Source organism: Pseudonocardia sp. ICBG1142 (assembly GCF_020496255.1).
Classification (GTDB): Bacteria; Actinomycetota; Actinomycetes; order Mycobacteriales; family Pseudonocardiaceae; genus Pseudonocardia.
In genome coordinates this window covers 474,280-499,423 of record NZ_JAHLJC010000004.1, presented here as the reverse complement: position 1 = coordinate 499,423, position 25,144 = coordinate 474,280, and the positions used below count along the sequence as shown (strand labels likewise).

Annotated in this window: 24 protein-coding genes and 1 pseudogene; 11 read left to right on the top strand and 14 right to left on the bottom strand. The window is 74.8% G+C overall.

Annotated features, from left to right (window positions below; genetic code table 11):
• The first annotated feature begins 175 nt into the window (after positions 1 to 175).
• The 4 genes from KPL59_RS04825 to KPL59_RS04810 are packed head-to-tail and all read left to right on the top strand — an operon-like array spanning position 176 to position 4,250.
• Positions 176 to 880 (top strand): GntR family transcriptional regulator, encoded by a 705-nt coding sequence (locus tag KPL59_RS04825; RefSeq protein ID WP_226350759.1) that lies wholly within the window; start codon positions 176 to 178, stop codon positions 878 to 880.
• A gap of 20 nt (positions 881 to 900) precedes the next feature.
• Positions 901 to 1,878, top strand: a complete 978-nt coding sequence (locus KPL59_RS04820) for an ADP-ribosylglycohydrolase family protein (protein WP_075312282.1) — start codon at positions 901 to 903, stop codon at positions 1,876 to 1,878.
• Between the two features lie 12 nt (positions 1,879 to 1,890).
• A complete protein-coding gene (locus KPL59_RS04815) occupies positions 1,891 to 3,336 on the top strand; it encodes a cytosine permease (RefSeq protein ID WP_226360060.1) in 1,446 nt (481 codons plus the stop codon).
• Positions 3,333 to 4,250, top strand: a complete 918-nt coding sequence (locus tag KPL59_RS04810) for a PfkB family carbohydrate kinase (protein WP_226350760.1) — start codon at positions 3,333 to 3,335, stop codon at positions 4,248 to 4,250. The genes KPL59_RS04815 and KPL59_RS04810 overlap by 4 nt, the downstream gene beginning before the upstream one ends.
• Before the next feature lie 176 nt (positions 4,251 to 4,426).
• Here the strand turns inward: KPL59_RS04810 and KPL59_RS04805 are convergent, their stop codons facing one another.
• The 8 genes and pseudogenes from KPL59_RS04805 to KPL59_RS04770 form a co-directional block, all read right to left on the bottom strand.
• Positions 4,427 to 4,912, bottom strand: coding sequence for a hypothetical protein (locus KPL59_RS04805; protein WP_226360059.1), 486 nt, complete (start codon positions 4,910 to 4,912; stop codon positions 4,427 to 4,429).
• Positions 4,913 to 4,974: 62 nt separating this feature from the next.
• Positions 4,975 to 5,832, bottom strand: coding sequence for an alpha/beta fold hydrolase (locus tag KPL59_RS04800; protein ID WP_226360058.1), 858 nt, complete (start codon positions 5,830 to 5,832; stop codon positions 4,975 to 4,977).
• Complete coding sequence (locus KPL59_RS04795; RefSeq protein WP_226360057.1) at positions 5,829 to 6,482, bottom strand: isochorismatase family protein; 654 nt, start codon at positions 6,480 to 6,482, stop codon at positions 5,829 to 5,831. The genes KPL59_RS04800 and KPL59_RS04795 overlap by 4 nt, the downstream gene beginning before the upstream one ends.
• Complete coding sequence (locus KPL59_RS04790; protein WP_226360056.1) at positions 6,479 to 7,063, bottom strand: (2Fe-2S)-binding protein; 585 nt, start codon at positions 7,061 to 7,063, stop codon at positions 6,479 to 6,481. Before KPL59_RS04790 ends, KPL59_RS04795 begins: the two co-directional genes overlap by 4 nt.
• On the bottom strand, positions 7,060 to 9,414 hold the full coding sequence (locus KPL59_RS04785; protein WP_226360055.1) for a xanthine dehydrogenase family protein molybdopterin-binding subunit: 2,355 nt from the start codon (positions 9,412 to 9,414) through the stop codon (positions 7,060 to 7,062). Before KPL59_RS04785 ends, KPL59_RS04790 begins: the two co-directional genes overlap by 4 nt.
• Complete coding sequence (locus KPL59_RS04780) at positions 9,407 to 10,192, bottom strand: xanthine dehydrogenase family protein subunit M (protein ID WP_226360054.1); 786 nt, start codon at positions 10,190 to 10,192, stop codon at positions 9,407 to 9,409. The genes KPL59_RS04785 and KPL59_RS04780 overlap by 8 nt, the downstream gene beginning before the upstream one ends.
• Positions 10,189 to 11,595, bottom strand: coding sequence for an MFS transporter (locus tag KPL59_RS04775; protein ID WP_226360053.1), 1,407 nt, complete (start codon positions 11,593 to 11,595; stop codon positions 10,189 to 10,191). The genes KPL59_RS04780 and KPL59_RS04775 overlap by 4 nt, the downstream gene beginning before the upstream one ends.
• Positions 11,596 to 11,607: 12 nt before the next feature.
• Positions 11,608 to 11,757 (bottom strand): annotated as a pseudogene (locus tag KPL59_RS04770) (FAD-binding dehydrogenase); the annotation flags it as partial.
• 139 nt (positions 11,758 to 11,896) lie between these two features.
• Between KPL59_RS04770 and KPL59_RS04765 the strand changes: the two are divergent.
• Positions 11,897 to 13,120 carry an ISAs1 family transposase gene (locus KPL59_RS04765; RefSeq protein WP_226351754.1) on the top strand — a complete coding sequence of 408 codons (1,224 nt, stop codon included), beginning with the start codon at positions 11,897 to 11,899 and terminating at the stop codon, positions 13,118 to 13,120.
• Here the strand turns inward: KPL59_RS04765 and KPL59_RS04760 are convergent.
• From KPL59_RS04760 to KPL59_RS04750, 3 genes are all read right to left on the bottom strand, one after another.
• On the bottom strand, positions 13,113 to 14,270 hold the full coding sequence (locus KPL59_RS04760) for an FAD-dependent monooxygenase (RefSeq protein ID WP_226360051.1): 1,158 nt from the start codon (positions 14,268 to 14,270) through the stop codon (positions 13,113 to 13,115). The genes KPL59_RS04765 and KPL59_RS04760 overlap by 8 nt on opposite strands.
• A gap of 135 nt (positions 14,271 to 14,405) precedes the next feature.
• Positions 14,406 to 14,930 (bottom strand): MarR family winged helix-turn-helix transcriptional regulator, encoded by a 525-nt coding sequence (locus KPL59_RS04755; protein WP_226360050.1) that lies wholly within the window; start codon positions 14,928 to 14,930, stop codon positions 14,406 to 14,408.
• Positions 14,931 to 15,018: 88 nt separating this feature from the next.
• Positions 15,019 to 15,597, bottom strand: coding sequence for a TetR/AcrR family transcriptional regulator (locus KPL59_RS04750; RefSeq protein ID WP_149664784.1), 579 nt, complete (start codon positions 15,595 to 15,597; stop codon positions 15,019 to 15,021).
• Positions 15,598 to 15,772: 175 nt separating this feature from the next.
• On the opposite strand from KPL59_RS04750, the gene KPL59_RS04745 reads away from it, so the two are divergent.
• Positions 15,773 to 16,726 carry an SDR family NAD(P)-dependent oxidoreductase gene (locus tag KPL59_RS04745; RefSeq protein ID WP_226360049.1) on the top strand — a complete coding sequence of 318 codons (954 nt, stop codon included), beginning with the start codon at positions 15,773 to 15,775 and terminating at the stop codon, positions 16,724 to 16,726.
• Positions 16,727 to 16,820: 94 nt separating this feature from the next.
• On the opposite strand, the gene KPL59_RS04740 is transcribed toward KPL59_RS04745, so the two are convergent.
• Positions 16,821 to 18,473: a glycoside hydrolase family 13 protein gene (locus KPL59_RS04740; RefSeq protein ID WP_226360048.1), complete on the bottom strand. Its 1,653-nt coding sequence runs from the start codon at positions 18,471 to 18,473 to the stop codon at positions 16,821 to 16,823.
• 83 nt (positions 18,474 to 18,556) lie between these two features.
• On the opposite strand from KPL59_RS04740, the gene KPL59_RS04735 reads away from it, so the two are divergent.
• Entirely contained in the window at positions 18,557 to 19,582 is a 1,026-nt protein-coding gene (locus KPL59_RS04735; RefSeq protein WP_226360047.1) for a LacI family DNA-binding transcriptional regulator, read from the top strand.
• On the opposite strand, the gene KPL59_RS04730 is transcribed toward KPL59_RS04735, so the two are convergent.
• Positions 19,575 to 21,629, bottom strand: a complete 2,055-nt coding sequence (locus KPL59_RS04730; protein WP_226360046.1) for a copper-translocating P-type ATPase — start codon at positions 21,627 to 21,629, stop codon at positions 19,575 to 19,577. The two genes, KPL59_RS04735 and KPL59_RS04730, sit on opposite strands and share 8 nt — an antisense overlap.
• A gap of 126 nt (positions 21,630 to 21,755) precedes the next feature.
• On the opposite strand from KPL59_RS04730, the gene KPL59_RS04725 reads away from it, so the two are divergent.
• Genes KPL59_RS04725 through KPL59_RS04715 form a run of 3 tightly spaced genes read left to right on the top strand, consistent with a single transcriptional unit; the run spans position 21,756 to position 22,833 of the window.
• Positions 21,756 to 21,974, top strand: coding sequence for a hypothetical protein (locus KPL59_RS04725; RefSeq protein ID WP_143510301.1), 219 nt, complete (start codon positions 21,756 to 21,758; stop codon positions 21,972 to 21,974).
• A 17-nt stretch (positions 21,975 to 21,991) separates the two neighbouring features.
• Complete coding sequence (locus KPL59_RS04720; protein WP_060714438.1) at positions 21,992 to 22,366, top strand: cupin domain-containing protein; 375 nt, start codon at positions 21,992 to 21,994, stop codon at positions 22,364 to 22,366.
• 38 nt (positions 22,367 to 22,404) lie between these two features.
• On the top strand, positions 22,405 to 22,833 hold the full coding sequence (locus KPL59_RS04715) for an META domain-containing protein (protein ID WP_226359033.1): 429 nt from the start codon (positions 22,405 to 22,407) through the stop codon (positions 22,831 to 22,833).
• A 144-nt stretch (positions 22,834 to 22,977) separates the two neighbouring features.
• Here the strand turns inward: KPL59_RS04715 and KPL59_RS04710 are convergent, their stop codons facing one another.
• Positions 22,978 to 23,790: an alpha/beta hydrolase family protein gene (locus KPL59_RS04710; RefSeq protein WP_226360045.1), complete on the bottom strand. Its 813-nt coding sequence runs from the start codon at positions 23,788 to 23,790 to the stop codon at positions 22,978 to 22,980.
• A 27-nt stretch (positions 23,791 to 23,817) separates the two neighbouring features.
• On the opposite strand from KPL59_RS04710, the gene KPL59_RS04705 reads away from it, so the two are divergent.
• Entirely contained in the window at positions 23,818 to 25,017 is a 1,200-nt protein-coding gene (locus KPL59_RS04705; RefSeq protein ID WP_226360044.1) for a macrolide family glycosyltransferase, read from the top strand.
• The last annotated feature ends 127 nt before the right edge of the window (positions 25,018 to 25,144 follow it).

Sequence of the window (25,144 nt, the reverse complement as noted above, 5' to 3'; positions counted from 1 at the left end):
CACCGGCACGCGGGTCTTCGTCGTGTCCGCGGCCCGACCGCCTCCGTGATCGCCGGGTGTGGAGCGCAGGGGTCGCCGGGCTGGCGTCCGCACTCCACGCCCGGCGATCACGACGTCGGGACCGGTGCCGACGTGGGGGTGGACGGGGGCGCCTTGCTGCTGTACATGTTTGTACATGTCTGAACAGGGTGGCCGCTCCAAGAGGGCGCGCCTCGTCGAGGACCTCGCCGGGCGGATCCGCTCCGGCCGGTTGCCGAACGGTGAACAGCTCCCGGGGGAGAACCAGCTCGCCCGCACCTACGCCGTCTCCCGCGGCACGGTCCGCAGCGCGCTGGCCGAGCTCGCGCGGCGCGACCTCATCACCACCGAGACCGGTGTCGGCTCGTTCGTCACCTTCGACGGGTCGCCCCTGGACCAGCGGCTCGGCTGGGCGCAGGCGTTCGCCGCGTCCGGCGCGGCCGTCCGCACCGAGCTGCTCGGCATCGCCGCGGGCGGCGACCCCGGTCCCACCGGGTACGAGGGGCCGCTGGTCACCGTGCGCCGGCTGCGGCGGGCCGGGTCCGTCCCGGTCTCGCTGGAGACCGCCTCGCTGCCCGCCACCGGTGACCTCGCCCGGCTCCCGGAGACCGGTCTCGTCGACGGCTCGATCACCGCCACCCTCGCCGCGGCGGGCCTGCTCGGCGTCGCGGGGGAGCAGTGGATCTCGGTCGCCCCGCTCGACACCGCCGACGCCGTCACCCTCGAACGCGAGCCCGGCGAGCTGTTCCTGCGCGCCGTCCGGGCGACCCGCGACGCCCGCGGCGGGCTCGTCGAGCACGTCGTCAGCCTGCTGGATCCGCAGCGCTTCCGGTTCCACCTCGCGTTCGGGGAGCAGCGGTGAGCGACCCGCACGACCGCGCCATGGGCGCGCTGCTCGGCCTCGCCGTCGGCGACGCCCTCGGGATGCCCACCCAGTCGCTGTCCCGGGCCGCGATCACCGAGCGCTACGGCGTCGTCGACCGGCTCCTCGACGGCGCCGACGACCAGCCGATCGCCCCGAAGCTCCCGGCGGGCACCGTCACCGACGACACCGAGCAGGCGCTGCTGCTCGCCCGGATCCTGCTCGACCACGGCGGCCATGTCCCGGCCCGGGTGTTCGCCGGTGCCCTGGAGGCGTGGGAGCAGGACATGATCCGGCGCGGGTCGCTGGACCTGCTCGGCCCGTCCACCCGCCGGGCCCTGACCCGGCTCGCGGACGGTGAGCCGCCGGAGCTCGCGGGCCGCGACGGCGTCACCAACGGCGCCGCGATGCGCGTCGCGCCGGTCGGCATCGCGCACACCGGTCCGCGGCTCCTCGACGCCGTGGTGGAGTCCGCGGTCGTCACCCACCACACCGCACCCGGGATCGCCGCCGCCGCCGCGGTGGCCGCCGCGGTGTCGGCCGGGGTGTCCGGCGCGGGGCTCCCTGCCGCGCTGGACGCCGCGCTCGACGCCGCCCGGGCCGGTGCGCGACGTGGCGGCTGGGCGGCGGGCGCCGACGTCGCCGCCCGCCTCGACGTCGCGTTCCGGGTCCTGCCCGGGCTCGACCGCGCCGCGCTCGCCGACACCGTCGTCGACGTCGTCGGCACCTCGGTCACCGCGACCGAGTCCGTCGTCGCGGCCCTCGGGCTCGCCGCCGCCCTCGGCGACGATCCCCGGGCCGCGCTGGTCACCGCCGCCTCGCTGGGCGGTGACACCGACACCGTCGCCGCGATCTGCGGCGCGGTCCTCGGAGCGGTGCACGGCGCCGCCGCACTGCCCGCCGACCTCGTCGGCACCGTTCGCCGGGTCAACGCCGCCCTGCTCGATCCCCTCGACGACGTGGTCGAGGGGCTGCTCCGCCTCCGCCTTCCATCCTGACAGGAGGCCGACATGGCCACCAGCACGACCGACACCGGCACCGCCGGGACCGGCACGCTCGAGACCCGCGGCATCGAACCCGTCCCGGTCGCCGAACGGCACGGCCGCCCGGGGCAGCTCTTCTGGGTCTGGTTCGCCGCGAACATCTCCATCCTCGGTCTCCCGCTCGGCGCGACGCTGGTCGCCTCCGGGCTGAACATCACCCAGGCGGTGATCGCCGCGGTGCTCGGCAGCGTCGGGTCGTTCGCGATCGTCGGCGCCGTCTCGATCGCCGGGCGGCGCGGCGGGGCCCCCGGGCTGACGCTGTCGCGTGCGGTGTTCGGCGCCCGCGGCAACATCGGCCCGACCCTGGTCTCGCTGCTGTCGCGGCTGGGCTGGGAGACGGTCAACACCACCACGGCCGCGTTCGCGCTGCTGTCGCTGGTCACGATCGTCGCGGGCACCAGCCCGTCGGCGAAGGACCACCCGGTGATCACGATCGTCTGCATCGCGGTGTTCGTGCTGTGCACGGTGCTCGTCGCCGGGCTGGGGCACGCGGTGCTCGTCGCGGTGCAGCGCTGGGCGACCTGGGTGTTCGGCGCGCTGAACATCGTCGTCGGCGGGTTCCTGGTCGCCACCGTCGACTGGGCCGCGGTCGCCGCGGCCGCCCCCGCGCCGTCGGGTGCGGTCGTCGCCGCGGTCGGGGTGATCGCGGCGGGCACCGGCATCGGCTGGGCCAACGCCTCGGCCGACATGTCCCGCTACCAGTCCCCGTCGATGCGGGCCGGCTCCCTGGTCGCCTCGGCCGCGGCCGGTGCGGGCATCCCGCTGGTGCTGCTGATCTCGCTGGGCAGCCTGCTCGCCGCCGGTGACCCGACCCTGGCCACCGCCGAGGACCCGGTCGCCGCGATCCGCGACCTGCTCCCCGCGTGGATGGCGATCCCGTACCTGGTCGCCGCGTTCGGCGGGCTGCTGCTGTCCAACCACCTGTCGGTCTACTCGGCCGGGCTGACCACGCTGACCCTGGGCGTGCGGCTGCCGCGGGTGTACGCCGTCGTCGTCGTCGACGTGCTCGTGACCTTCGTCGGCGCGATCTACTTCATGCTGATCGCCGACGGCTTCTACCCGCCGTTCATCGCCTTCATCAGCGCCCTCGCCGTGCCGATCACCGCCTGGGTCGGGGTGTTCGCCGTCGACATGCTGCGTCGCCGTCACTACGACCCGGTGGCCCTGATGGACACCTCGCACAGCAGCGGCTACTGGTACCGCGGCGGGATCGAGCCGCGGGCGGCGGCGGCCTGGGCGCTGGCGATCGTCGTCGGTTACCTGTTCGCCACCGTCGGGCCGTCGTCGGAGCCGTGGTTCACCGGGCCGCTCGCCGGCACCTGGTTCGGCGAGAACGGGCTGGCCTGGGTGATCACCTTCGTCGTCGCGGCCGGGGTGTACGCCGCGCTGGGCGGGGCCCGGGAGCAGCGGTGACCGGCCGGCTCGTCCACTCCGGACAGGTCCTGGTCGACCTGGTCATGCAGGTTCCCGCGCTGCCCCCGCCGGGCGGTGACGTGCTCGCCACCGGCACCACGATGCTGCCCGGCGGCGGGTTCAACGTCGTCGCCGCGGCCGCCCGGGCCGGGGCCGAGGTCCTCTACGCCGGCGGGCACGGCACCGGTCCGCACGGCGACCTGGTGCGGGCCGCGCTGGCCGCGGAGGGTGTCACGGTGACCGCGCCGCCCGACCCCGGTGGCGACACCGGGATCTGCGTGACCCTGGTCGACCCCTCCGGGGAGCGGACCTTCGTCACCGGCAGCGGGGTCGAGACCGCGCTCCCCGCCGGGCTCCCCGCGACCACCGCCGACGACGTGCTCTACGTGTCCGGCTACAGCCTGCTCGTCCCGGACAAGGCCGGGGCGCTGCTCGCCGCGGCCGAGGAGTCGTCGGCGACGGTCCTGCTCGATCCGGGGCCGCTGGTCACGGACGTGCCGGACACGCTGTGGGAGCGGATGCTCGCCGCGACCGGGGTACTGAGCACCAACGCCCGGGAGGCGCGGCTGCTGACCGGGGAGCCGACCCCGGCGCGTGCCGCCGGGGCGCTGGCCCGGCAACTGCGCGACGACGCGGCCGTGGTCGTCCGCGACGGAGCCGCGGGCTGCGTGGTCGTCCGCGACGGGACGGTGGAGGCCGTCCCGGCGCCGGTGGTGGACGCCGTCGACACCAACGGCGCCGGGGACGCGCACTGCGGTGTCCTGGCCGCGGAGCTGCTGCGCGGCACCGCGTGGTCCGAGGCGGTCGCCCGGGCCGGTGCGGCCGCGGCACTCGCGGTCACCCGGCACGGGCCGGCCACGGCGCCGACCCGGGCGGAGCTGGACGCGTTCCTCACCGGGGCTGCCGCGGGGTGAGGGTGTGCGCCGTTGGTAGAGCTGCGCTCCGTCGGGCAGGGCGCGCCCGTCGGTACGGTGCGGCCGCCGGGCGGCGCGGCGGCGTCGTCGCTCCATGATCGGCACGAGTGGAGCGCCGAGGCCGGTGGACTGCGCTCCGGACTCCACTCCTGGCGATCATGGACGGCGCAGGGCCCTCAGGTTCCGGCGCCCGCCGCCGTCGCCATGCCCTGGACGGTCTCCTGGACCGCGCGGAACGCCGGGCCGCAGACGGTGGCGTCGCCTTCGGCGAGGGTGCCCGGGTCGGCCTGGCAGCCCTTCGCGGCGAAGTCGTCCAGCGCCTTCCCGACGAGGTCGGCCTGCGTGGCCGCGGCGGGTGCGTCCTGCCGGACCTGGGGCAGCACGTTGCGGATCTCGGTGGTGAACCGGCCGCAGCGCGGGAAGACCTTCGCCGCGTCGCCCGACCAGCAGGGGTCCTGGGCGTAGAAGCGGAACTTGGTCCGCAGCGCCTCCAGCCCGGGGGCGCCGACCCGCTCCGAGGCGGTCTGTCCCGGCCAGGGCTCGGTGTCCTGCGCCGACGAGCTGGCGGGACGGTCGGCGGAGCAGCCTGCCAGGAGCAGGGCGGCCACCAGCAGGACGGCCGCCCGCAGCAGGGACGTGATCGGGCGCGGGCACGGTTGCACACCGAGACGGTAGGCCCGCGCCGATCGCCCCGGGAGCCGGGGCGGCGTTGGGCGGGGCGGGGTCAGCCCCGGAGGAGCCCGGTGAGCGTCGTGCGCAGCAGCCCCAGCGCCGCGGCCGGGTTGTCCCAGAACACCATGTGCCCGGCGTCCGGGACGGCGACGAGCCGGGCGTCCGGCTGGGCGGCGGCGAGCTCGGCGACCCCGGACGCGGGCACGACGGGAGAGTCCGCGCCGTACAGCAGCGTCACCGGCGCCGGGACGCTCGGCCAGACGTCGAAGAAGTCCTCGGACTCGAACCCGGCGTGCGTCGCGGCGATCGCGGCCTCGTCGCAGGAGGACAGCCAGCGCGCGCGCAGCTCCTGCTCGCGGCGGGGCCAGCGCGGCCAGGACCGCGCGACCCCGTCGGCGTCGGTGCCGTGCTGCGCCTTGTGCAGCTGGCCCAGGAACGCCTCCAGCGTCGTCGGGTACGGCGAGCGGCCGGGTCCCGACAGCGGCGGGTCGACGAGGACGGCGCCGCCGACCGGCCGTCGCGTCGCGGCGACGGCGGCGATCCGGGCGCCCATCGAGTGCCCGAACAGGATGGTGTCGGGGCCGAGCTCCAGCGCGTCGAGCACGGCCAGCGCGTCACCGGCGTAGTCGTCGAGGGTCCAGGAGCCGCCGGTGTCGGACAGCCCGCGACCGCGGACGTCGAGCACCACCGGGCGGCACAGGTCGACGAGCTCGCGGGCGACGAAGTCCATCGTCACCGCGGGGCTGGTGATGCCGGGCAGGACCAGCACGGCGACGCCGTCGCCGCCGTAGTCCAGGGCGTGCAGCGCCAGGTCGCCGTGCCGCACCCAGCGGGACACGGCGGGGACGTCGGCGAGGTCGGCGAGCGCGTCCTGGCGGACCTGCCGGAGACGGGTGGACGTGACGGTCACAGGAGTCCCTTCAGGTAGGCGAGCGCGTCGTCGAGACCGATCACGTCGCCGTACTTGGCGTGGATGTCGAACAGGTTCGCCTCGTGCGGCCCGGCCGCGCGGTCGCCGACGCACTCACGCGGCACCAGCACGCCGAAACCGGACTGGACGGCGTCGACGGCGGTCGCGCGGACACAGCCCGAGGTGGTGGCCCCGCACACCAGCACGGTGTCCACACCGGAGGACTGCAGCAGGGTCGCGAGCCCGGTGTCGAAGAACGCCGAGGCACCCTTCTTGGTCAGGGTGTGGTCGGTGCCGCGGACGTCGAGCCGGGGGTCGAAGCCGACGGCGGCCGAACCCTCGACGAGCGAGCGCATGCCGGGCGCCTTCACCAGCCAGGGCAGGGTGTCGAGCTCGGCGGGGGTGTAGGCGATCGTCGTCCACACCACCGGGGCGTCGAGGGTGCGGGCCGCCCCGACCAGGGTCGACGTCGCCGCGACGACCTCGGACAGCTCGCTGCCGGTGGGCAGCGCGGGATCGGTGAACCCGACCGTCAGGTCCACGACGACGACCGCGGGCCGGGTCCCGCGCCGCGCGGCCGCGCCGAACCCGGCCGTGGCATAGGTCGCGTCGGTGCCGGCCCCGTGCAGACCGGTGGCGTGCGGGCTCATGCGGACGCTCCGTCCAGTGCGGACTGCGGTGCGGACTGCGGTGCGGACTGCGGTGCGGACTGCGGTGCGGAACGGGGTGCGGAGTCCAGTGCGGACTGCAGCGCGGCGCGGCGCCGGCCCGCGCAGTCCTCCACGGCGTCGACGATGGTCTGGTAGCCGGTGCACCGGCACAGGTTCGACGCCACGACCTCGCGGATCTGCTCACGATCCGCGTCGGGGGACTCGGCGAGGTAGCCCTCGGCCAGCATCAGGAACCCGGGGGTGCAGAAGCCGCACTGCAGCCCGTGGTGCTCACCGAAGCACTGCTGCAGGTCCGACAGCCCGCCGTCGGGCCCGGACAGCGACTCGACCGTACGGATCGCCGCGTTCTCCACCTGCACGGCGAACAGCAGGCAGGCGCGGGCGGGCGCGTCGTCGACGAGCACGGTGCACGCCCCGCAGATCCCGTGCTCGCAGCCGACGTGGGTGCCGGTCAGCCCCAGGTCGTGGCGGAGCACGTCGGCCAGCGTGCGGCGCGGCGGGATCGCCAGCTCGTGACGCTCGCCGTTGACGGTCAGCTCGACCAGCTGGACGTCGGTCACGATGCCTCCTGGTTCAGGGCCGCGAAGAGGGCGGCGCGGGGGATCGGGGTGGAGTCCAGCTCGACGCCGGTCGTGCGCAGCGCGTCGTTGACGGCGTTGAGCACGGCCGCGGGGGCGCCGATCGTGCCGCCCTCGCCCGCGCCCTTCGCGCCGTCGGCGGTGAACGCGCACGGCGTCTCGAGGTGCTCGATGCGCACGTCGGGGATCTCGGCGGCGGTCGGGACCTTGTACTCCATGAAGCTCGGCGCGAGCGGCTGGCCGAGCTCGTCGTAGACGACCTGCTCGAACAGCGCCCCGGCGATGCCCTGGGCGATGCCGCCGCGGGCCTGCCCCTCGACGACGCGCGGGTGGATGGCGACGCCGCAGTCCTCGACGCAGACGTAGCGCAGGATCTCCACGCCGCCGGTGCCCGGGTCCAGCGCGACGACGCAGCCGTGCGTGGCGTTGGAGAACGTGCCGTCGCCGCCGACGTCGAAGCTCGCCGTCGCGGTCAGGCCCGGCCCGACCTCCTTGGGAAGCAGGTGCGCGCGCAGGTAGGCGACGTCGGCCAGCTCGGCGTAGGAGAACGTGCGGTCCCCGGCGCGCACCCCGCCGCGGCCGTCGAGCCGGGCCGAGTCCACGTCGGTCCCGGCCAGGTGTGCGGCCAGGGCACGGAGCTGGTCGCCCAGCTTCACCGCCGCCGCGGCCGCCGCGGACCCGCCGATCGTCACCGAGCGGGACGCGAACGAGCCCCAGCCGTAGGTGATCCGGTCGGTGTCGCCCTGGACGATCGTGACCTTGTCGTAGGGCAGGCCGAGCCGGTCGGCGACGATCTGGGCGAAGGTCGTCTCGTGGCTCTGGCCGTGCGAGAGCGTGCCGGTGGTGACGGTGACCGTGCCGTCCAGGTCCATCGTGATCTGGGACAGGTCGAACCCGGGGACGACCTGCATCTTCCGCGCCGCGAACGCGCCGGAGCCGTAGCCGGTGCGCTCGGAGAAGCAGGAGTAGCCGATGCCGAGGACCCGGCCGTCGGACAGGCTGCGCCCGGGCCAGCCCTCGTCGCGCAGCACCTGCTCGCACAGGTCGAGGGACTCCCGGTAGGACCCCGGGTCGTAGGTGATCGCGTTGACCCCGCGGTAGGGGAACTCGGTGATCAGGTTGCGGCGGCGGACCTCCAGGGCGTCGAGCCCGAGCTCGCGGGCGGCGCGCTCCATCAGCCGCTCCATCACCATCACGTACTGCGGCCGGGACACCCCGCGGTACGGCGCGGTCGGCGCCTTGTTCGTGGTGACCGCGCGGCCGCGCACCCGGTAGGCGGGCACCCGGTAGACGCCGGGCATCTCCGCCGAGGCCATCAGCGGCTCGATGCCCGCGGTGAACGGGTAGCAGGAGTAGGCGCCCATGTCGCAGACGACGTCGGACTCCAGGGCGAGGATCTCCCCGTCGGCGGTGAACGCGGCGCGGGCGGTGTAGTGCTGCTCGCGGGCCAGGAAGCTCGCGGTCAGCGCCTCGCGCCGGTCCTCGATCCACTTCACCGGACGGCGGAGCCGCTTCGCGGCGGCCGCGGCGACGATCTCCTCCCGGCCGACGACGCACTTCTGCCCGAACCCGCCGCCCATGTCCGGCACCAGGACCCGGACCTGTCTCTCGTCGAGCCCGGCACAGCGGGCCAGGACCGTGCGGACCTGGTGCGGGACCTGGGTGCAGGTGCGCACGACCAGCTGCTCGTCGCGGTCGTCCCAGTCGGCGACGACGCCGCGGGTCTCCAGCGGGAGCGCGTTCTGCCGACCGGTCCGTGCCTCGACCGAGACGACCGTGTGCGCGTCGGCGAACACGTCGTCGATGCCCTCGGTCGCGAACAGCGACACGTCCACGAGCACGTTGCCGGGGGCCTCGTCGTGCACCGGTGGGCCGGCCGCGGCCAGCGCGGCGGCCTCGGTGACCACCGGGTCGAGCGGGTCGAGCTCGACGACGGCGGCCTCCACCCCGTCCTCGGCGGCGTAGGGGTCGGTGGCGAGCACGATCGCGAGGGGCTCGCCGACGTAGCGGACCTTCTCCCCGGCCAGCACCGGCATCGAGGTCGGGACGAACTCCTCGATCGGCCGGTCGAGCAACGCGGTGATGTCGCGCAGGGCGAGGTCGGCGGCGGCGAACGCGGCGACGACGCCGGGGACCGCACGGACCTCGGACAGGTCGACGTCGACCACCCTGGCGTGTGCCTCGGTGCTGCGCACGAACGCGGCGTGCAGCATCCGGGGCAGGGTGATGTCGTCGACGAACCGGCCGCGGCCGGTGAGCAGCCGCGGGTCCTCCCGGCGCGGGACGGACGCGCCGACCCAGCTGCCGTCGCGGCGGAATCCGGGCTCAGCCACCGGCGGCCTCCTCCCGTGCCCGGGCGACGAGGGTGCGGACCAGGCCGCGGCGGTACGCCGCGGGGATCCCGGCCTCGTCGCGCAGCTCCAGCCCGTCGGCGATCTCCGACGGCGTCCCGGCCGGGCCGACCAGCACCGGGACGGCGCCGACCCCACCGAGCACGACCTCCTCGGTGTCCAGGTCCACCCCCGCCGCGACGACGGCGAAGTCGCCACGCCGGTCGGCGTACTCGGTGAGCGCCGCCCGCGGCGCGGGCCGGGGGAACACGACCTCGACGATCACCTCGTCGGGGGCCAGGGCGGTGGTGAACGGGCCGAGGAAGAACTCCCGCGCCCGGATCTCGCGGCGCCCGCCCGGCCCCTCGGCGACGACCACGGCGTCGAGGAGCACGGCCAGCAGACACCACTCGGCGGTGGCGTCGCCGTGCGCGATCGACCCCCCGACGGTGCCGCGGGTGCGGATCGGCAGGTGCCCGACCCAGCGCATCGCGGCCGACAGGACCGCGAAGTCCGGCCCGAGGTCGGCCCGCTCGACGGCCCGGTGCGTGGTGAGTGCGCCGATCCGGAGTGCACCGCCGGTGCGGTGGATGCCGGCCAGACCCGGCACGTGCGTGAGGTCGATCAGGTGCCCGGGGCGGGCCATCCGGTAGTTCATCATCGCGACCAGGCTCTGCCCGCCGGCGAGCAGCTTGGGCTCGTCGTCGGCCAGCTCGGTCAGCAGGTCGACCGCCCCGCGCACCGACGACGCCCGGTGGTAGGTGAACGCGGCGGGCTTCACGCCTTCTCCACCCGCTCCACGGCCGGCGCGTCGAGGGTCTGCTCGTCGCCGGTGATGCGGTCCAGCTCGCGACCCCGGGTCTCGGGGGCGCCCAGCGCCATGAACGTCACCGCAGCCACCACCAGCAGCGCCATCAGCGTGAAGGTCAGCGGCAGGCCCAGCACCGGCCACAGCAGGCTGCCGAAGATCAGCGGGACGAAGCCGGTCACCGCCCGGCTCGACGACGACGCCCAGCCGAAGCCCGAGGCCCGCAGCTCGGTGGGGTAGAGCTCGGAGACGTAGGCGTACATGACCGGGATGACGACCAGGGCGAAGAACCCGAACACCGCGATCATCGCGACCGCAGCCGTGGACGAGCCCATGACCAGCGAGAACACGACCAGCGACAGTGCGGCGCACGGTCCCGCGACGCCGATGACCCACTTGCGGCCGACGACCTCGACCAGCAGCACCGAGGTGATGACCTCGAGGATGCCGACCGCGTTCATGACCGTGGTGGAGGCGAACGCGGCCACCTCGCCCATGCCCTGGGCCCGCAGGATCGACGGCATCCAGGACAGCGCGGCGTAGTAGACGACCATGACGGTGATGAACAGCGACCAGGCGACGCCGGTGATGCGCGGGTTGAACGACCACACCATGCGTAGCTGCTCGGCCAGCGCGCCGAGACCGCGGCGGCGCGAGGTGGTCGGCTCCGGCGCGGCGGCGGTGATCGTGTACTGCTCGACGGGGGCGCCGGTGCGGCGGACCATGTCGTCGATGACGGCGCGGGCCTCGGCCTCGCGGCCGGTCCGGGCCAGGTAGAGCGGGGACTCCGGGACGCCGCGGCGGACCCAGACCAGCAGCAGCGCGGGCAGCACCATCAGCGCGAGCATCCAGCGCCAGTTGCCCTCGACGGGCACCAGCAGGGTCGCCGACAGCCCGGCGAGGGTGGCGCCGATCGGCCACCAGCCGTCCATCGCGGCGAGCACCTTGCCCCGGTAGCGCCGGGGTGAGAACTCGCTGACGATCGCGTAGTCGACCGGGATGCAGCCGCCGAGCCCGATGCCGGCCAGGAAGCGCAGTGCCAGGAAGACCTCCCAGCTGGGGGAGAAGGCGCCCAGTACGGAGAACAGGGCGAAGATCAGCAGCGTGATGCTGAAGACCCGCTTGCGGCCCATCCGGTCGGCGATCGTGCCGAACGCGACGGCGCCGACGGCCATGCCGATGAGGTTGGCCGTCGCGACGAGGCCGCGCTGGCCGGTCGAGAGGTCGAACTCGACGCCGAGCAGTGGGGTGAGGAAGCCGTTGAGGGCGACGTCCCAGGCGTCGAACATGTAGCCGAGGCCGCCGATGAGGAAGATCTTCCCCTGGACGCCCCAGCGCCAGGGCAGGTCCTGGACGACCTGGTCTCCGGTACGCATGTCGGTGCTCCTCTATCGGGCGAAGGGGTAGGTGACGGACTCGTCGTCCGGATCGTTCAACGGGGAACCCCGCCACAGCCAGTCGTAGGACACGTCGGACTCGCCCTGGAAGCGGCGCAGCTTCTCGTCGCGTTCACGCTGCTCGGGGCCGTCGGGCAGGCAGGGCCCCGGCAAAGTCGTGATGGGTGGGTCCTGAGCTGCGGTGATGTGGGGGGTGGGGGTGGGTGCGGACACAGGCTTGGCGTGATCATGAGGGTGTCGAATCCTTGCTCACGTCAGGAAGCCTGTGTCCGCAGTGTCAGTGTCTCCGATCGTTGCTGCTCTGGAAGGCCTGGAGGTCGGTCCTGACGCGGGGAGAGCCGCGCCGGTCGGTGAGGCGGCGGGGTTGTCGCTGGTGGAGGCCCTGTCGCGAGTGCCGGACCCGCGGAAACCACGCGGTGTCCGCCACGGTGTCCTCGCGGTGTTGCTACTGGGGGCGTGCGCGGTGTTGGCGGGGGCCCGGTCGTTCACCGCGATCGCCGAGTACGCCCATGACGTCGGCCGCGCCGTGCTGGACGTGCTCGGGGTGGGCGCGGTCGCTCCGCACGAGTCGACCATCCGCCGGGTCCTGCAACGGGTCGACGCCTCGGCGCTGGAGGCGGCGTTGCAGTCCTGGGTGTTGCCCCAGCTCAGCGCCCAGCCGGCGGCGGAGGGCACACCCCGGCGAGAACAGCGTCGCGTGCTGGCCTTGGACGGCAAGACCCTGCGCGGCGCCCGCGTCCGTGCCGCCGACGGCAGGGTCTGGCTCCCGCATCTGGTGTCGGTGCTCGACCAGACCAGCGGTGGCGTGCTCGGCCAGGTTCAGGTCGCAGAGAAGGGCAGCGAGATCACCGCGTTCACCGCGCTGCTCGACCCCCTCGACCTCGACGATGTACTGGTCACCGCGGACGCTCTGCACACCCAGCGAGCCCACGCCGACTACCTACACCGCCGCGGCGGGCACTACCTGATGACGATCAAAGCGAACCAGCCCACGCTGCTGGCACGGGTACGGGCGCTGCCCTGGACCCAGATCGGCGTCGCTGATCGTCAACGCGGGCGTGGGCACGGCCGCGTCGAGACCCGCACGATCAGCGTGGTCAGCCTGCACCCCTGTCCCGACCTGGGCGCAGAGTTCTTCCCCCACGCATCCCAGGCGATCAAGCTGGTGCGCCGGCGTCGCCCACTGCGGCCTGGCGGGAAGTGGAGAACCGAGACCGCCTACGCGATCACCAGCCTGACCAGCACCGACGCCGATCCAGGACTGCTCGCCCGCTGGATCCGTGGGCACTGGTCGATCGAGAATCGCCTGCACTGGGTCCGTGATGTCTGCTTCGACGAAGACCGCGCCACCGCCCACACCGGTCACGCCCCGCAGGTCATGTCGGCGTTGCGGAACCTCGCGATCACCGCGCTACGCCTGCACGGCGTCAGCAACATCGCCGCAGCACTCCGCCACCACGCCCGCGACCCCCATCGACCACTGACCACCTACAAGATCATCTAGCGACTTTGCCGGGGCCCTGGTCGGGCAGGTGGTAGAAGTCCATGTTCTGCAGCGAGGCATCCTGGACGACGCCCGCGTGCTTGGCGCGGCGCTGCACGTACCGCGCGAGCGCGGTGTCGATCCCGCCGCGGCCGGCCGCGCCGAGCTCCTCGGCCAGCACGGCGGCGTCCTCCATCGCCTGCGAGGCGCCCTGGGCCTGGTAGGGGAGCATCGCGTGGCAGGCGTCGCCGAGCAGGGCGACCCGGCCGTCGAGCCAGACCGGGTCGCGGCGGCGCCGGTACAGCGCCCACACCGAGACGTCGTCCTTGGCCTTGGACAGCATCGCCGGGACGCGGTCGTCCCAGTCGGCGAAGTCGGCGACGAGGTCCTCGGCGGTGGCGGGGGCGCTCCAGTCGCGCTCGACCTGCTCGGTGCAGGGCACGATCGCGACGACGTTGAGGTACTCGCCGCGGCGGATCATGTAGTGCACCAGGTGCTTGCCGGGGCCGTACCAGATCGTGGAGTGGTAGCGGTCGAGCAGGAACCGGGTCGCCGGGTCCGCGGCGATCAGCTCGCCGGGGATCAGGGCGCGGTAGGCCATCTCGCCGGAGAAGGCGAGGGTGTCGTCGAACCCGGCGAGGTCGCGCACCCCGGACCGGATGCCGTCGGCGCCGACCAGCACGTCGCCGGCGACCCGCAGCCCGCGCGCGGTGACCGCCACCGGGCGGCCCGGGTCGCTGCGGTCGAGCTCGACGACCTTCGCGTCGGTGTGCACGGTCACGGCGGGGCCGGGGCCGTCCGGGTCGAGGCAGGCATCGAGCAGGACCCGGTGCAGGTCGGCGCGGTGGTAGTGCCAGTACGGCGCACTGTAGGCCTCGACGACCTGCTGCCCGAGCGGGAGCTGGGCGATGATCGAGCCGTCGGCCCAGCGCCGCCGCACCTGGTCCTGCGGGGCGGTGTGGATCCGCTCCAGCGACCGGCGCAGCCCCAGGCCGAACAGGATGCGGCTGGCGTTGGGGGCGGTCTGGATCCCGGCGCCGACCTCGCCGAGCTGCGGCGCGGCCTCGAGCACGGTGGCCCGGAAGCCCTGGCGGCGCAGGGCCAGTGCGGCGGTCAGCCCGCCGAGGCCGCCGCCCGTGACCGTGATCTCCAGGGACTGGCTGGGTGCCACGACTACCTCCTCGCATCCGGCGGACCTGTGACGTGGCCCGCACGAGAAGTAATCCGAGCACGTACTATCCGGATACGCAAGGTTCTCGCGGGAACGACCCGGAAGGGAAACGGGGGTGTAACCGGGCGGGCGGGTTCAGTCGTCGCCGGGCAGCGACGTCCGCTCCGCGACCGCCTCCCAGTGGGCGCCGAGGGTGTTGAGCAGGCCGGCGATCTCCGAGCGCCGGTCCTGCGGGACCGCGGCCAGCAGCTCCGCGTCCAGGCGCCGCGTCCGGCGGGTGACCTCGGCGAGGGCGGCCGCGCCGTCGTCGGTGAGGGAGAGGATCTTGCGCCGGGCGTCGCGGGGGGACTCGGTGCGCTCGATGAGTCCTCGGCGCTCCATCCGGCGGCAGACGTCGGCCATCGTGGAGGTGTCCAGGGCGACGGCGCCGGCCAGCGAGCTCTGGTCGGACTCGGGGTAGGCGCGGATCGCCGACAGCACCGCGAACTGCGGGCCGGTCAGCACCGGGTCGACGTGGCGGCTCCAGGCGGCGAGGTACGCCTGGTACATGCGGCGCGCGCCGTAGCCGGGGGCGGCGACCAGGTCGGCCGGCGGAGCGGTCGCGACGGCCGGACGGCGGTGTTCCCCGCGGTCCGTTCCGCGGCGCAACGGCTCGCCCATGATGCCTCCGTGCTCGTCCGGGCCGGTGCCCTCGTCCGGGACGGATCCTACGTGTCCGGACGATCACCCCGGGTGCCCGGGCCGGGGCTCAGCGCGGACGCAGGCCGTCGACGAGCAGGTCCAGCAGTCGTCCGGCCTGCTCGCGTCCCTGCGGGTCGGCGACGGCCATGCAGATCCCGCTGGTGCCGACGAGCACGTCCGCGGCGTCGACGTCGTCGCGCAGGGTGCCGTCGGCGACGCCGGCCTGCTGGAGCAGGCGGACGGCCTCGACCATCCGCTCGCGACTCTGGGCGAACGGGTTGTGCCCGCAGGCGACGAGGGCGTGCAGCGAGTCCGCGAGGTGCTTCTTGGTGATCACGTAGTCGACGAAGCGGTCCATCCAGGCCCGCAGTGCCTGGTCCGCGGGCAGCTCGGTGCGCAGCTGTTCGGCCGCGGCGCAGAGCCGGTCGAGCTCGTTGCGGTAGACCGCCTCGACCAGGGAGTCCCGGTTCGGGAAGTGCCGGTAGAGCGTGCCGATGCCGACACCGGCGTCCTTCGCGATGCCGTCGAGGGTCGTGGCGGGGCCGCCGCGGCTCTCCGCGGTGAACGCGCGCACGGCCGCGGCCAGCAGTAGCTCACGGTTGCGCGCGGCGTCCGCGCGCAGGCCGGAACGTGTGCTGGTGCCCATGACGGTGCCTCCTCGGGTGGACTGACGATCCCACGATACGTCTTGCGATCCGGAGGATGCTCCGGATAGAGTCCCGAGTCATACGGAGGATCCTCCGCTTACTTGTCCCCGGGGACACGGCGACGCAACGACGACGTCACCGACCGCGTACCCGGTGCTCAGAAGGGATCACGCCATGCTGTTCCGCTCCACGACCGACCGATCCCGTCCCGTCTCCACCATCACCTCGACCACCTCGACGGCGGCCGCTGTCCTCCCGGTCGCACCGGCCGCGGCCACCGCCGCCGACGTCCTCGCCGGCGTTGACCTCACCGGGCGGCGCGCCGTCGTCACCGGTGCCACCACCGGGGTCGGCCTCGCCACCGCCCGCGCACTGGCCGCCGCCGGGGCCGAGGTCACCCTCGCCGTGCGCGACGCCGAGGCCGGGGCCGTCGCCCGCGACGGCATCGTCGCCGACACCGGCAACGAGCGCGTCGCCGTCGGCGAGCTCGACCTGTCCGACCAGCGCTCGGTCGCCCGCTTCGTGCGGCTGTGGGACGGCCCGCTGCACATGCTCGTGCACGCCGCCGCCGTCGCCGGTGCCCCGCTGACCCGCACCGTCGACGACTGGGAGCTGCACCTGGCCGTCAACCACCTCGGGCCGGCGTCGCTCACCTCGGGGCTGCACTGGGCGCTCACCGCGGTCGACGGCGCCCGGGTGGTCACCGTGACCTCCGCCGCCCACCGGGACGCGGCCTTCGACCCGGAGGACCCGCACTTCTCCGACCAGCGCTACGACGCCCACCTCGCCCACGCCCGGTCCCGGAGTGCGGCGCTGCTGCACGCGGTCGAGGCCGCGCGTTGCTGGTCGGGCGACGGGATCGCGGTGAACGCCGCCGACCCCGGCCCGGTGGGGGTCGACCCCGAGCAGGGGGCCGCGACGGTCGTACTGGCCGCGGCGTCACCGCTGGTCGGTGGGATCAGCGGGCGCTACTTCGCCGGGCTCGCGGAGGCGGGACCGGTCGGGCCGGGAGTGGAGGGCGGGGTCGCCACCCACGCGCTCGACCCGGTCGTCGCACGGCGGGTGTGGCGCTGGACCGAGCGCACGCTGCGCGAGGTCTGGTTCGCCGGGCTGCCCATCGTCGCCTGAGCCGCCGACGGCCGGGCCGGGCGGGTGCCCGGCCCGGCCGTCGTGGGCGGACCGGCCGGCGACGCGGCTCAGTGGTGCGGCTCAGTGCCGCAGCTCAGTGGCGCAGCCACACCGCGGTGTCGGAGGGGACCTCGCCGCGCGCGGTGAGCGGGCCGCTGGCCAGCATCACCTCGGCGTCCTCGGGCAGCGACACCGGCGCGGAGGAGACGTTCACCAGGCAGGTGAAGCCGCCGTCGCCGGCGTCCGAGGTACGGGTCAGGGCCAGCGTGCCCTCCGGCGACTCCTGCCAGGCCAGGGTGCCGCCGCCGAGCGCGGGGTGGGCGCGGCGGATGGCCAGCGCGTCGCGGTAGAGGTGCAGCACCGAGTCCGGGTCGGCCTCCTGGGCGTCCGCGGCGTGCCGGGCGAAGACCGCGGGCTGGGGCAGCCACGGTTCGCCGGACGGGCCGAAGCCGAAGCCCGGCGCGTCCGCGACCCACGGCAGCGGGACGCGGCAGCCGTCGCGTCCGCGCAGGGTGTGCCCGGACAGCTCCCAGGTCGGGTCGTCGAGCCGGTCGGTCGGGATGTCCTCGACCTCGGGCAGCCCGAACTCCTCGCCCTGGTAGAGGTACGCGGTGCCGGGCAGCGCGAGCATCAGCAGCGTCGCCGCGCGGGCCCGGCGCAGCCCGAGCTCCGGGTCGGCAGGCAGGGCGATCACGTCGTCGAGGTTCCAGCCGCGCCCGGCCTCGGGCTTGCGGGCCAGCCGGCTGGGGTGCCGGCAGACGTCGTGGTTGGACAGCACCCAGGTCGCCGGTGCGCCGACCCGGGTGTTCTCGGCGATCGCGTCGTCGATGTTGGCGCGCAGGTCGTCGGCCAGCCAGGCGGCGGTGAGGAAGTTGAAGCTGAACGCGGTCTGCAGCTCGTCCGGGCGCAGGTAGCGGGCCAGCCGCTGCGGGTCCGGCCCCCAGGCCTCGGCGACGAACACCCGCGGCGGGTCGTAGGTGTCGCCGATCCGGCGCCACGACCGGAAGATGTCGTGCACGCCGTCGCGGTCGAGGTAGGGGTGGCTGCCGTCCTGGACGTCGTTGACGCCCTCGACGATGTCGGGCAGCCCGGGCTCCTTCACCATCGAGTTCGCGACGTCGACGCGGAACCCGTCCACACCCCGGTCGAACCAGAAGCGCAGTGTCTCCTCGAAATCGGCGCGGATCTCCGGGTGCTCCCAGTTCACGTCCGGCTGCCGGATGTCGAACAGGTGCAGGTACCACTGCTCCGGGGTCCCATCGGGGGAGACGACCCGCTCCCACGCGGACCCGCCGAACATCGACTGCCAGTTGTTCGGCGGCAGCGCGCCGTCGGTGCCGCGGCCGTCGCGGAAGATGTAGCGCTCGCGCTCCGGCGAGCCGGGGCCGGCGGCCAGCGCCTGCCGGAACCACACGTGCTCGTCGGAGTGGTGGTTCGGGACGATGTCGAGCAGCACCTTGATGCCGCGCTCGTGCGCCTCGGCGATCAGGGCCTCGGCCTGCGCGGTGTCGCCGAACATCGGGTTGATCGCGCGGTAGTCGGCCACGTCGTAGCCGCCGTCGGCCAGCGGAGACGGGTACCAGGGGTTGATCCAGATCGCGTCGACGCCGAGCCGGTCGAGATGGTCGAGCCTGCTGCGCAGGCCGGTGAGGTCACCGGTCCCGTCGCCGTTCCCGTCGGCGAAGCTGCGGATGTAGACCTGGTAGACGACGGCGTTGCGCCACCAGTCCTGCTCGTGCACGGACATGATGCTCCCGGGGACGGATCGTGGGCGGGGCGGTGTTGCAGAGTGTTTCATCCGGTTGCAACCGCTGTCGAGAGGCGGGCACGATGACCCCCGTGACGGACGAGCCGGTGCGCGAGGTCGTACGCCGGGTGGGTGTCCGGCGGGTCGCCGAGCTCGCCGGGGTCTCGCCGGCGACGGTGTCGCGCGCCCTGCGCGAGGGCACCCCCGTCTCGCACGACACCCGCGAACGCGTCCGGCGGGCGGCGGCCTCCCTCGGCTACTCCGTCCCGGTCCGGCCGCTGACGGTCGCCGTGCTCGCCCGCTTCCCGACCCGCTGGTTCTTCGCCGAGGCCGTCGCCGGGGTGGAGGGCGTGCTGTCCGCGGCCGGGCACGTCACCCAGCTGCACAACCTCGGCGACCCTCAGGCGCGGACGCACTTCTTCGCGACGCTGCCGGTGCGCGGTCGCGCCGACGGGCTGATCGTCGTCGCCTCGGCCATCGACACCACCGAGGCCGCGGCGCTGGACGCGCTGGGGATCCCGGTCGTCGTACTCGGCGGGGACATGCCCGGTCGGCCGCGGATCGGCATCGACGACCGCGCCGGTGCCCGGACCGCCGTCCGTCACCTGCTCGGGCTCGGCCACCGCGGCGTCGCGCTGGTGTCGTTCGACCCCGACGAGGCCAACGGCCGCGCCACGACGACCGACCGGCGCGACGGCTGGGCCGACGCGCACGCCGAGGCCGGGCGCCCCCGAGGCCCGGTCGTCGCCACCGGGGCCGGGGTGGCCGACGGCGACGCCGCGGCCGCCGAGCTGCTCTCGCTGCCGGTGATGCCGACCGCGGTGTTCGCGATGTCCGACGAGCTCGCCGTCGGCGTGCTGCGCACCCTGCGCCGCGCCGGCGTGACGGTGCCGGGGCAGGTGTCGGTGGTCGGGTTCGACGACCACGACTCGGCCGCCGTCGCCGAGCTCACCACGGTCGCCCAGCCGGTCCGCCGCCAGGGCGAGCTCGCCGCCCGGGCGCTGCTCGCCGCGCTGGGCGGCGGCGTCCCCGGTGATGTCCCCGGCGACATCGAGGTGCCGACCCGGCTGGTGGTCCGGGCGACGACGGCGCCACCGCGGGTCAGCTGACCAGCCGGTCCGGGCGCAGTTCCACCCGGCGCAGCAGCTGCGCGTTCAGCGCGACGACGACCGTCGACAGGCTCATCAGCAGCGCACCGACCGCGGGCGGGAGCACGAACCCGACCGGGGCGAGCACCCCGGCCGCGAGCGGCACCGAGACCAGGTTGTAGCCGGCCGCCCACCACAGGTTCTGCAGCATCTTCCGGTACCCGGCGCGGGACAGTGCGATCACCGACAGCACCCCGCGCGGGTCGGACGAGGCGAGGACCACCCCGGCCGAGGCGACGGCGACGTCGGTTCCGGCCCCGATCGCGATGCCGACGTCGGCCCGGGCCAGCGCCGGGGCGTCGTTCACGCCGTCGCCGACCATCGTCACGACCGCGCCGCGGGCCTGGAGCCGGGCCACCGCCTCGTCCTTGCCCTCGGGCAGCACCTCGGCGACCACCTCGTCGACGCCCAGGTCGCGGGCGACCGCCTCGGCTACCGGGCGCGCGTCGCCGGTGAGCATCACGACCCGCACACCGCGGGCGTGCAGTGCGTCGACCGCGGCCCGGGACTCCGGGCGGACCGCGTCGGCGAGCGCGAGCGCGCCCACCACCTCGCCGGGTTCCGCACCGGTCACCACGTACAGCACGGTGGCTCCGTCGTCGCCCCACCGGCGCACGTCACCGGCGAGCTCGGCGGGCACACCGAGACCGCGCTCGCGCAGCAGCGCCGGGCCGCCCACCGCGACCGGCCGCCCGTCGACGGTCGCGGAGACACCGCGTCCGGTGTAGGAGCGGAACCCCTCGGCGACCGGGACGTCCCGCCCGTCGGCCGCGGTGACGACCGCCCGGGCCAGCGGGTGCTCGCTGTCGGCCTCGACGGCGGCGGCCAGGGCCAGGGTCTGCTCGGCGCCCGCGGTCCCGACGACCCGGGGGCTGCCGGTGGTCAGCGTGCCGGTCTTGTCGAACAGCACCGTGTCGACGGTGCGGGTGCGCTCCAGCGCGAGCCGGTCGGTGACCAGCACCCCCGACCGCGCCGCGCGGGCCGTGGAGATGGCGATGACCAGCGGGATCGCCAACCCCAGCGCGTGCGGGCAGGCGATCACCAGCACGGTGACGGTGCGGGTGACCGCCTGCGCGGTGTCGCCGAGCAGCGTCCACGCGGCGAAGGTCGCCACCCCGGCACCCGCGGCGAACCAGAACAGCAGCGCCGCCGCGCGGTCGGCGAGTGCCTGGGCCCGGGAGCGCGAGGCCTGCGCGTTCGCGACCAGGCGGCGGATGCCCGACAGTGCGGTGTCCTCGCCGACGGCGTCGACCCGGACCCGCAGCGCGGAGTCGGTGGCGACGGTGCCCGCGACCACGCGGTCGCCGGTCCCGCGCGCGACCGGCCGGGACTCGCCGGTGATCATCGACTCGTCCACCTCGGCAGCACCGTCGACGACCGTGCCGTCGGCGGGCACCCGGGCGCCGGACCGGACCAGCACGACGTCGCCGACGGTCAGGTCGGCCGGTGCGACCGTGCCGATCGCGCCGTCGGCCCCGATCCGCTCGGCGGTGTCGGGCAGCAGCGCGGCCAGTGCGTCGAGGGCTCCGGACGCCTGGCCGAGCGCACGCATCTCGAGCCAGTGCCCGAGCAGCATGATCACGACCAGCAGCGCCAGCTCCCACCAGAAGTCCAGCCCGCCGACGCCGAGCGAGCTCAGCAGGCTCGCCACCCACGCGACGCCCACCGCCATGCCGATCAGCAGCATCATCCCGGGCCGGCGCGCCCGGATCTCGGCGACGGCGCCGGACAGGAACGGCCACCCCGGCCAGAAGAGGATCACGGTGCCGAGCACCGGTGGGACCCACGCCGACCACGCCGGTGGCGTGTACCCGAGCAGCATCCCGGTCATCGCGCTGAACCCGACGACGGGGACGGCGAGCACCAGTGCGACGACGAACCGGTCCCGGAACGCCGCCGCGTGGTCGGCGTGCCCGTGTCCCGAGTGGTCGTCGTGCCCTCCGTGACCACCCCCGGGGTGCGTCCCGTGCTCCTGCGGGGCCGAGGCCGCCCGTGGCTCGCCGTGCATCGTCTACCTCCCGACGTCGTGGACGCCCGCTGGAGCGTTAATACCCCCCCAGGGTATTCCCCCGGTGCGGTTCCCGCGGGGTACCGTCGCGGTCGTCCCGCGGGGACACCACGGGAGGTGGTCGGCGTGGTCAGGGTCGAGGGGCACTGGCGCAACCGCAGCTGGGTCGCCGCGCACTACCGACACCCGATGCGGCCCGGCGCCGACCAGACGGTGCTCGTCGCGCCGCCCGCCTGGTCGGTGTGCATCGACCTGTCCGCGCACGGCGGACCGTTCCCCGCCGAGCCGGTGGACGGGCGCCCCGCGCCACCGCTGCCCGCACCCCGGCCGCCCGCCGAGCACTGAGGCGGCAGGATGGTGCGGTGCCGAAGCTGATCGAGAACGCCAGCCGGGTCACCGCCGCCGGGACCCCGCCCAAGACCATCGACGAGTACGTGGGCCGGGTGAACTCCGGCGACGACGCGGTGTCGGTCGCCCACATGCGCAGCCCGTCCGGCTGGGCAGAGCCCGGCCAGACCCCGGAGTTCGACGAGTACACCCTGGTCCTGCGGGGCGCGCTGCGCGTCGAGTACGACGGCGGCGAGCTCACCGTGGCCGCCGGGCAGGCCGTGCACACCGCGCCGGGGGAGTGGGTGCGCTACAGCTCGCCCGGTCCGGAGGGGGCGGAGTACGTGGCCGTCTGCCTGCCCGCCTTCGAGATCGGTGCCGCGCACCGCGACGACGAGGCCGGGAGCTGACCGCCCCGGCCGGGGCCGCGATCCGGTACACCGGGGAGGTGACGAACCGGACAACTGCACTCGCCGCACTCGCCGCCGCCGCGCTCGTCCTGTCCGGCTGCGGTGCGGCCGGCGATCCCGACGGCGCGGCGGACCGCGACGGCCCGCGCGCCGCCGAGGCCTCCGACCTCACCGGCGTGCGCTGGCTGCCCGCCGACGGCACCGCGCAGGGCCGCGCGTTCGCCGAGTTCGCCCCGGACGGCACCTGGACCGGCTCGGACGGCTGCAACGGGCAGAGTGGCGAGTGGACCCTCGGCGGCGACGGCGCCCTGCGCGCGACGGCGGGCCCCAGCACGCTGATCGGCTGCGAGAACGTGCCGGTCGCGCGCTGGGTCTCCGGGGCCGTCCGCGTCGAGACCGACGGTGAGGCCCTGCTCCTGCACCCCGCGGCGGGCGAGCCCGTCCGCCTGGTCCCCGCGCCCCGCTGACACCCCGCCCCGCCCTGCCCCGCCCCACCTCGCCGACACGGCACCCCGGCCGACGCCGAGCCGCACGTTTCCGCCCCGCGCGGGGCGGAAACGTGCAGCTCGACGCCGGCCGCGACCGTCGAACGCCGCGGAACCGGGACGGGGTCAGTGGGGGAGCGGCAGCCAGTCCAGGACGTCGCGGATCCGGGCCTCCCAGTAGCCCCACTCGTGCTCGCCGGGGCCGAACGACGAGGTCACGGCCACCCCGGCGGCCCGGGCCCGCTCCGCGAACCGCACCGACTGCGGGTGCAGCGGGTCCTCGGTCCCGGCACACACGTACAGGGCGGGCGCCGCTCCCGGGTCGAGCCGGTCGAGCAGCGCGAACAGGTCGGCGTCGCTCCCGGCCGCCGGGGCGCCGTCGAAGATCCGTTCCCAGATCCGGGGGTCCTCCTCGCGCGGCGGACCCGCGGCCAGCGCGGCGAGGTCCAGCGCCCCGGACAGCGACGCCGCTGCCGCGAAGCGGTCCGGCTCGGACAGTGCCCAGGACAGCGCACCGTAGCCGCCCATCGACAGCCCGGCCACGAACGTCTCCGCCGGGTCGGCCGACACCCGGAAGAACCGCGCCACCAGCGCGGGCAGCTCCTCGGTCACCCAGGTGCGGTAGCGGCCGCCGTAGGCCTGGTCGGTGTAGAAGCTGCGGTGCACCTGCGGCATCACCACGGCCAGCCCCAGCTCGTCGGCGTAACGCTCGACGGAGGTGTAGCGGGTCCAGGCGGTGTCGTCGTCGGACAGGCCGTGCAGCAGGTAGAGCACCGGCGGCGGGGCGTCGAGGTCGCGCACCCCGCCCCCGATCCGGGTCCGCGACGGCTGGGGCAGCAGCACCGTGACCGAGGTGGCCAGTCCGAGGGAGTCGGCGACGACGTCGCAGCGCAGCCGGGCCATCCGGCGATACTCGTCGGCGCGTCCCGGGACGGTCAAGGCAGACTCGCGGGTGTGCACGTCCTCATGTCGACCACCGCCGCGCACGGCCACGTCCACCCGAACCTGCCGGTGATGGCCGAGCTGGTCGCACGTGGCCACCGCGTCACCTACCCGGTCCCCGAGCGGTTCGCCGAGGCCGTCGCCGCGACCGGGGCGACCCCGTTGCGGATCCGCACCGACCTGCCCGACCCGGCGAAGGGCGAGCAGTGGCCCGACGGCGGCGTCGCGGCGATGCGGCTGTTCTCCGCCGAGGCCCGCTCCGCCTACGAGCAGATCGCCGACGCGCTGCAGTACGAGCACCCCGACGTCGTCTGCTACGACGGCTCCGGCTGGGCCGGGCACGCCTTCTCCCGGGTCCGCGGCATCTCGCGGGTCGAGCTGGCCCCGCACATGGTGGCCTGGGACGGCTTCGAGACCGACATGGCAGAGGCCTTCGCGTTCCTGGAGACCCCGGAGGGGCTCGCCTGGCGGGCCGAGTTGGACGCCTGGCTCGACGAGGTCGGCGCGGGCGTCGGGAACCGGGAGTTCCTCGGCCGGCCGGACCGCTCGGTGGTGCTGATCCCGGAGGCGATGCAGCCCGAGCTCGACCGGGTCGACCGCGACCGCTACACCTTCGTCGGCCCGGTCATCGGCGACCGCTCCCACCAGGGGCTGTGGCCCAAGCCGAAGGCCCCGTTGCTGCTGGTGTCACTCGGCTCGGCCTACACCGACCGGCCCGCGTTCTGGTGGGACTGCATCGAGGCCATGACCGGCACCGGCTGGCAGACCGTGCTCGCCACCGGCCCGCACGTCTCCCCGGCCGACCTCGGCGCGATCCCCGACGACGTCACCGTCCGGGAGTGGGTGCCGCAGCTGGCGGTGCTGGCGCACGCGTCGGCGTTCGTCACCCACGCCGGGATGGGCGGCTGCACCGAGGGCCTCTGGCACGGGGTGCCGATGGTCGCCGTGCCGCAGGCCGTGGACCAGTTCGGGAACGCCGACCGGATCGCCGCGCTGGGGGTGGGGGAGCACCTGCCCGCCGACGCGGTCACCCCGGAGAGCCTGCGCGACGCGGTGCTGCGGGTGTCGTCGTCGGAGGAGGTCGCGCGTCGCTGCGCCGAGGAGAAGGCGACCGCCCGTGCGGCCGGCGGGGCCGCGGCGGCCGCGGACGTCATCGAGGGACTGGTGCCGTCCGCACGGTGCGCGACCTGCGCGCTCGTCGGAGGTTGTGGCGGTCGAGGCTGAGACGTCCGTTTCTCGTTGATCCGTTCGGGCTACCGTCGGGCGTGGCGATTGTGGACGCAGCGTCGCCGGTGGCACGGTCTGGCTCTCGGTCGGGGGGCGGGCGCGTGCGCCCGGAGAGGTGGAGCCG

Coding starts and splice junctions, on each gene's coding strand:
- KPL59_RS04825 (WP_226350759.1), top strand. CDS start 176: ATGTCTGAACAGGGTGGCCGCTCCAAGAGGGCGCGCCTCGTCGAGGAC.
- KPL59_RS04820 (WP_075312282.1), top strand. CDS start 901: ATGGGCGCGCTGCTCGGCCTCGCCGTCGGCGACGCCCTCGGGATGCCC.
- KPL59_RS04815 (WP_226360060.1), top strand. CDS start 1,891: ATGGCCACCAGCACGACCGACACCGGCACCGCCGGGACCGGCACGCTC.
- KPL59_RS04795 (WP_226360057.1), bottom strand. CDS start 6,482: ATGAGCCCGCACGCCACCGGTCTGCACGGGGCCGGCACCGACGCGACC.
- KPL59_RS04775 (WP_226360053.1), bottom strand. CDS start 11,595: ATGCGTACCGGAGACCAGGTCGTCCAGGACCTGCCCTGGCGCTGGGGC.
- KPL59_RS04755 (WP_226360050.1), bottom strand. CDS start 14,930: ATGGGCGAGCCGTTGCGCCGCGGAACGGACCGCGGGGAACACCGCCGT.
- KPL59_RS04750 (WP_149664784.1), bottom strand. CDS start 15,597: ATGGGCACCAGCACACGTTCCGGCCTGCGCGCGGACGCCGCGCGCAAC.
- KPL59_RS04745 (WP_226360049.1), top strand. CDS start 15,773: ATGCTGTTCCGCTCCACGACCGACCGATCCCGTCCCGTCTCCACCATC.
- KPL59_RS04740 (WP_226360048.1), bottom strand. CDS start 18,473: ATGTCCGTGCACGAGCAGGACTGGTGGCGCAACGCCGTCGTCTACCAG.
- KPL59_RS04735 (WP_226360047.1), top strand. CDS start 18,557: ATGACCCCCGTGACGGACGAGCCGGTGCGCGAGGTCGTACGCCGGGTG.
- KPL59_RS04730 (WP_226360046.1), bottom strand. CDS start 21,629: ATGCACGGCGAGCCACGGGCGGCCTCGGCCCCGCAGGAGCACGGGACG.
- KPL59_RS04705 (WP_226360044.1), top strand. CDS start 23,818: ATGTCGACCACCGCCGCGCACGGCCACGTCCACCCGAACCTGCCGGTG.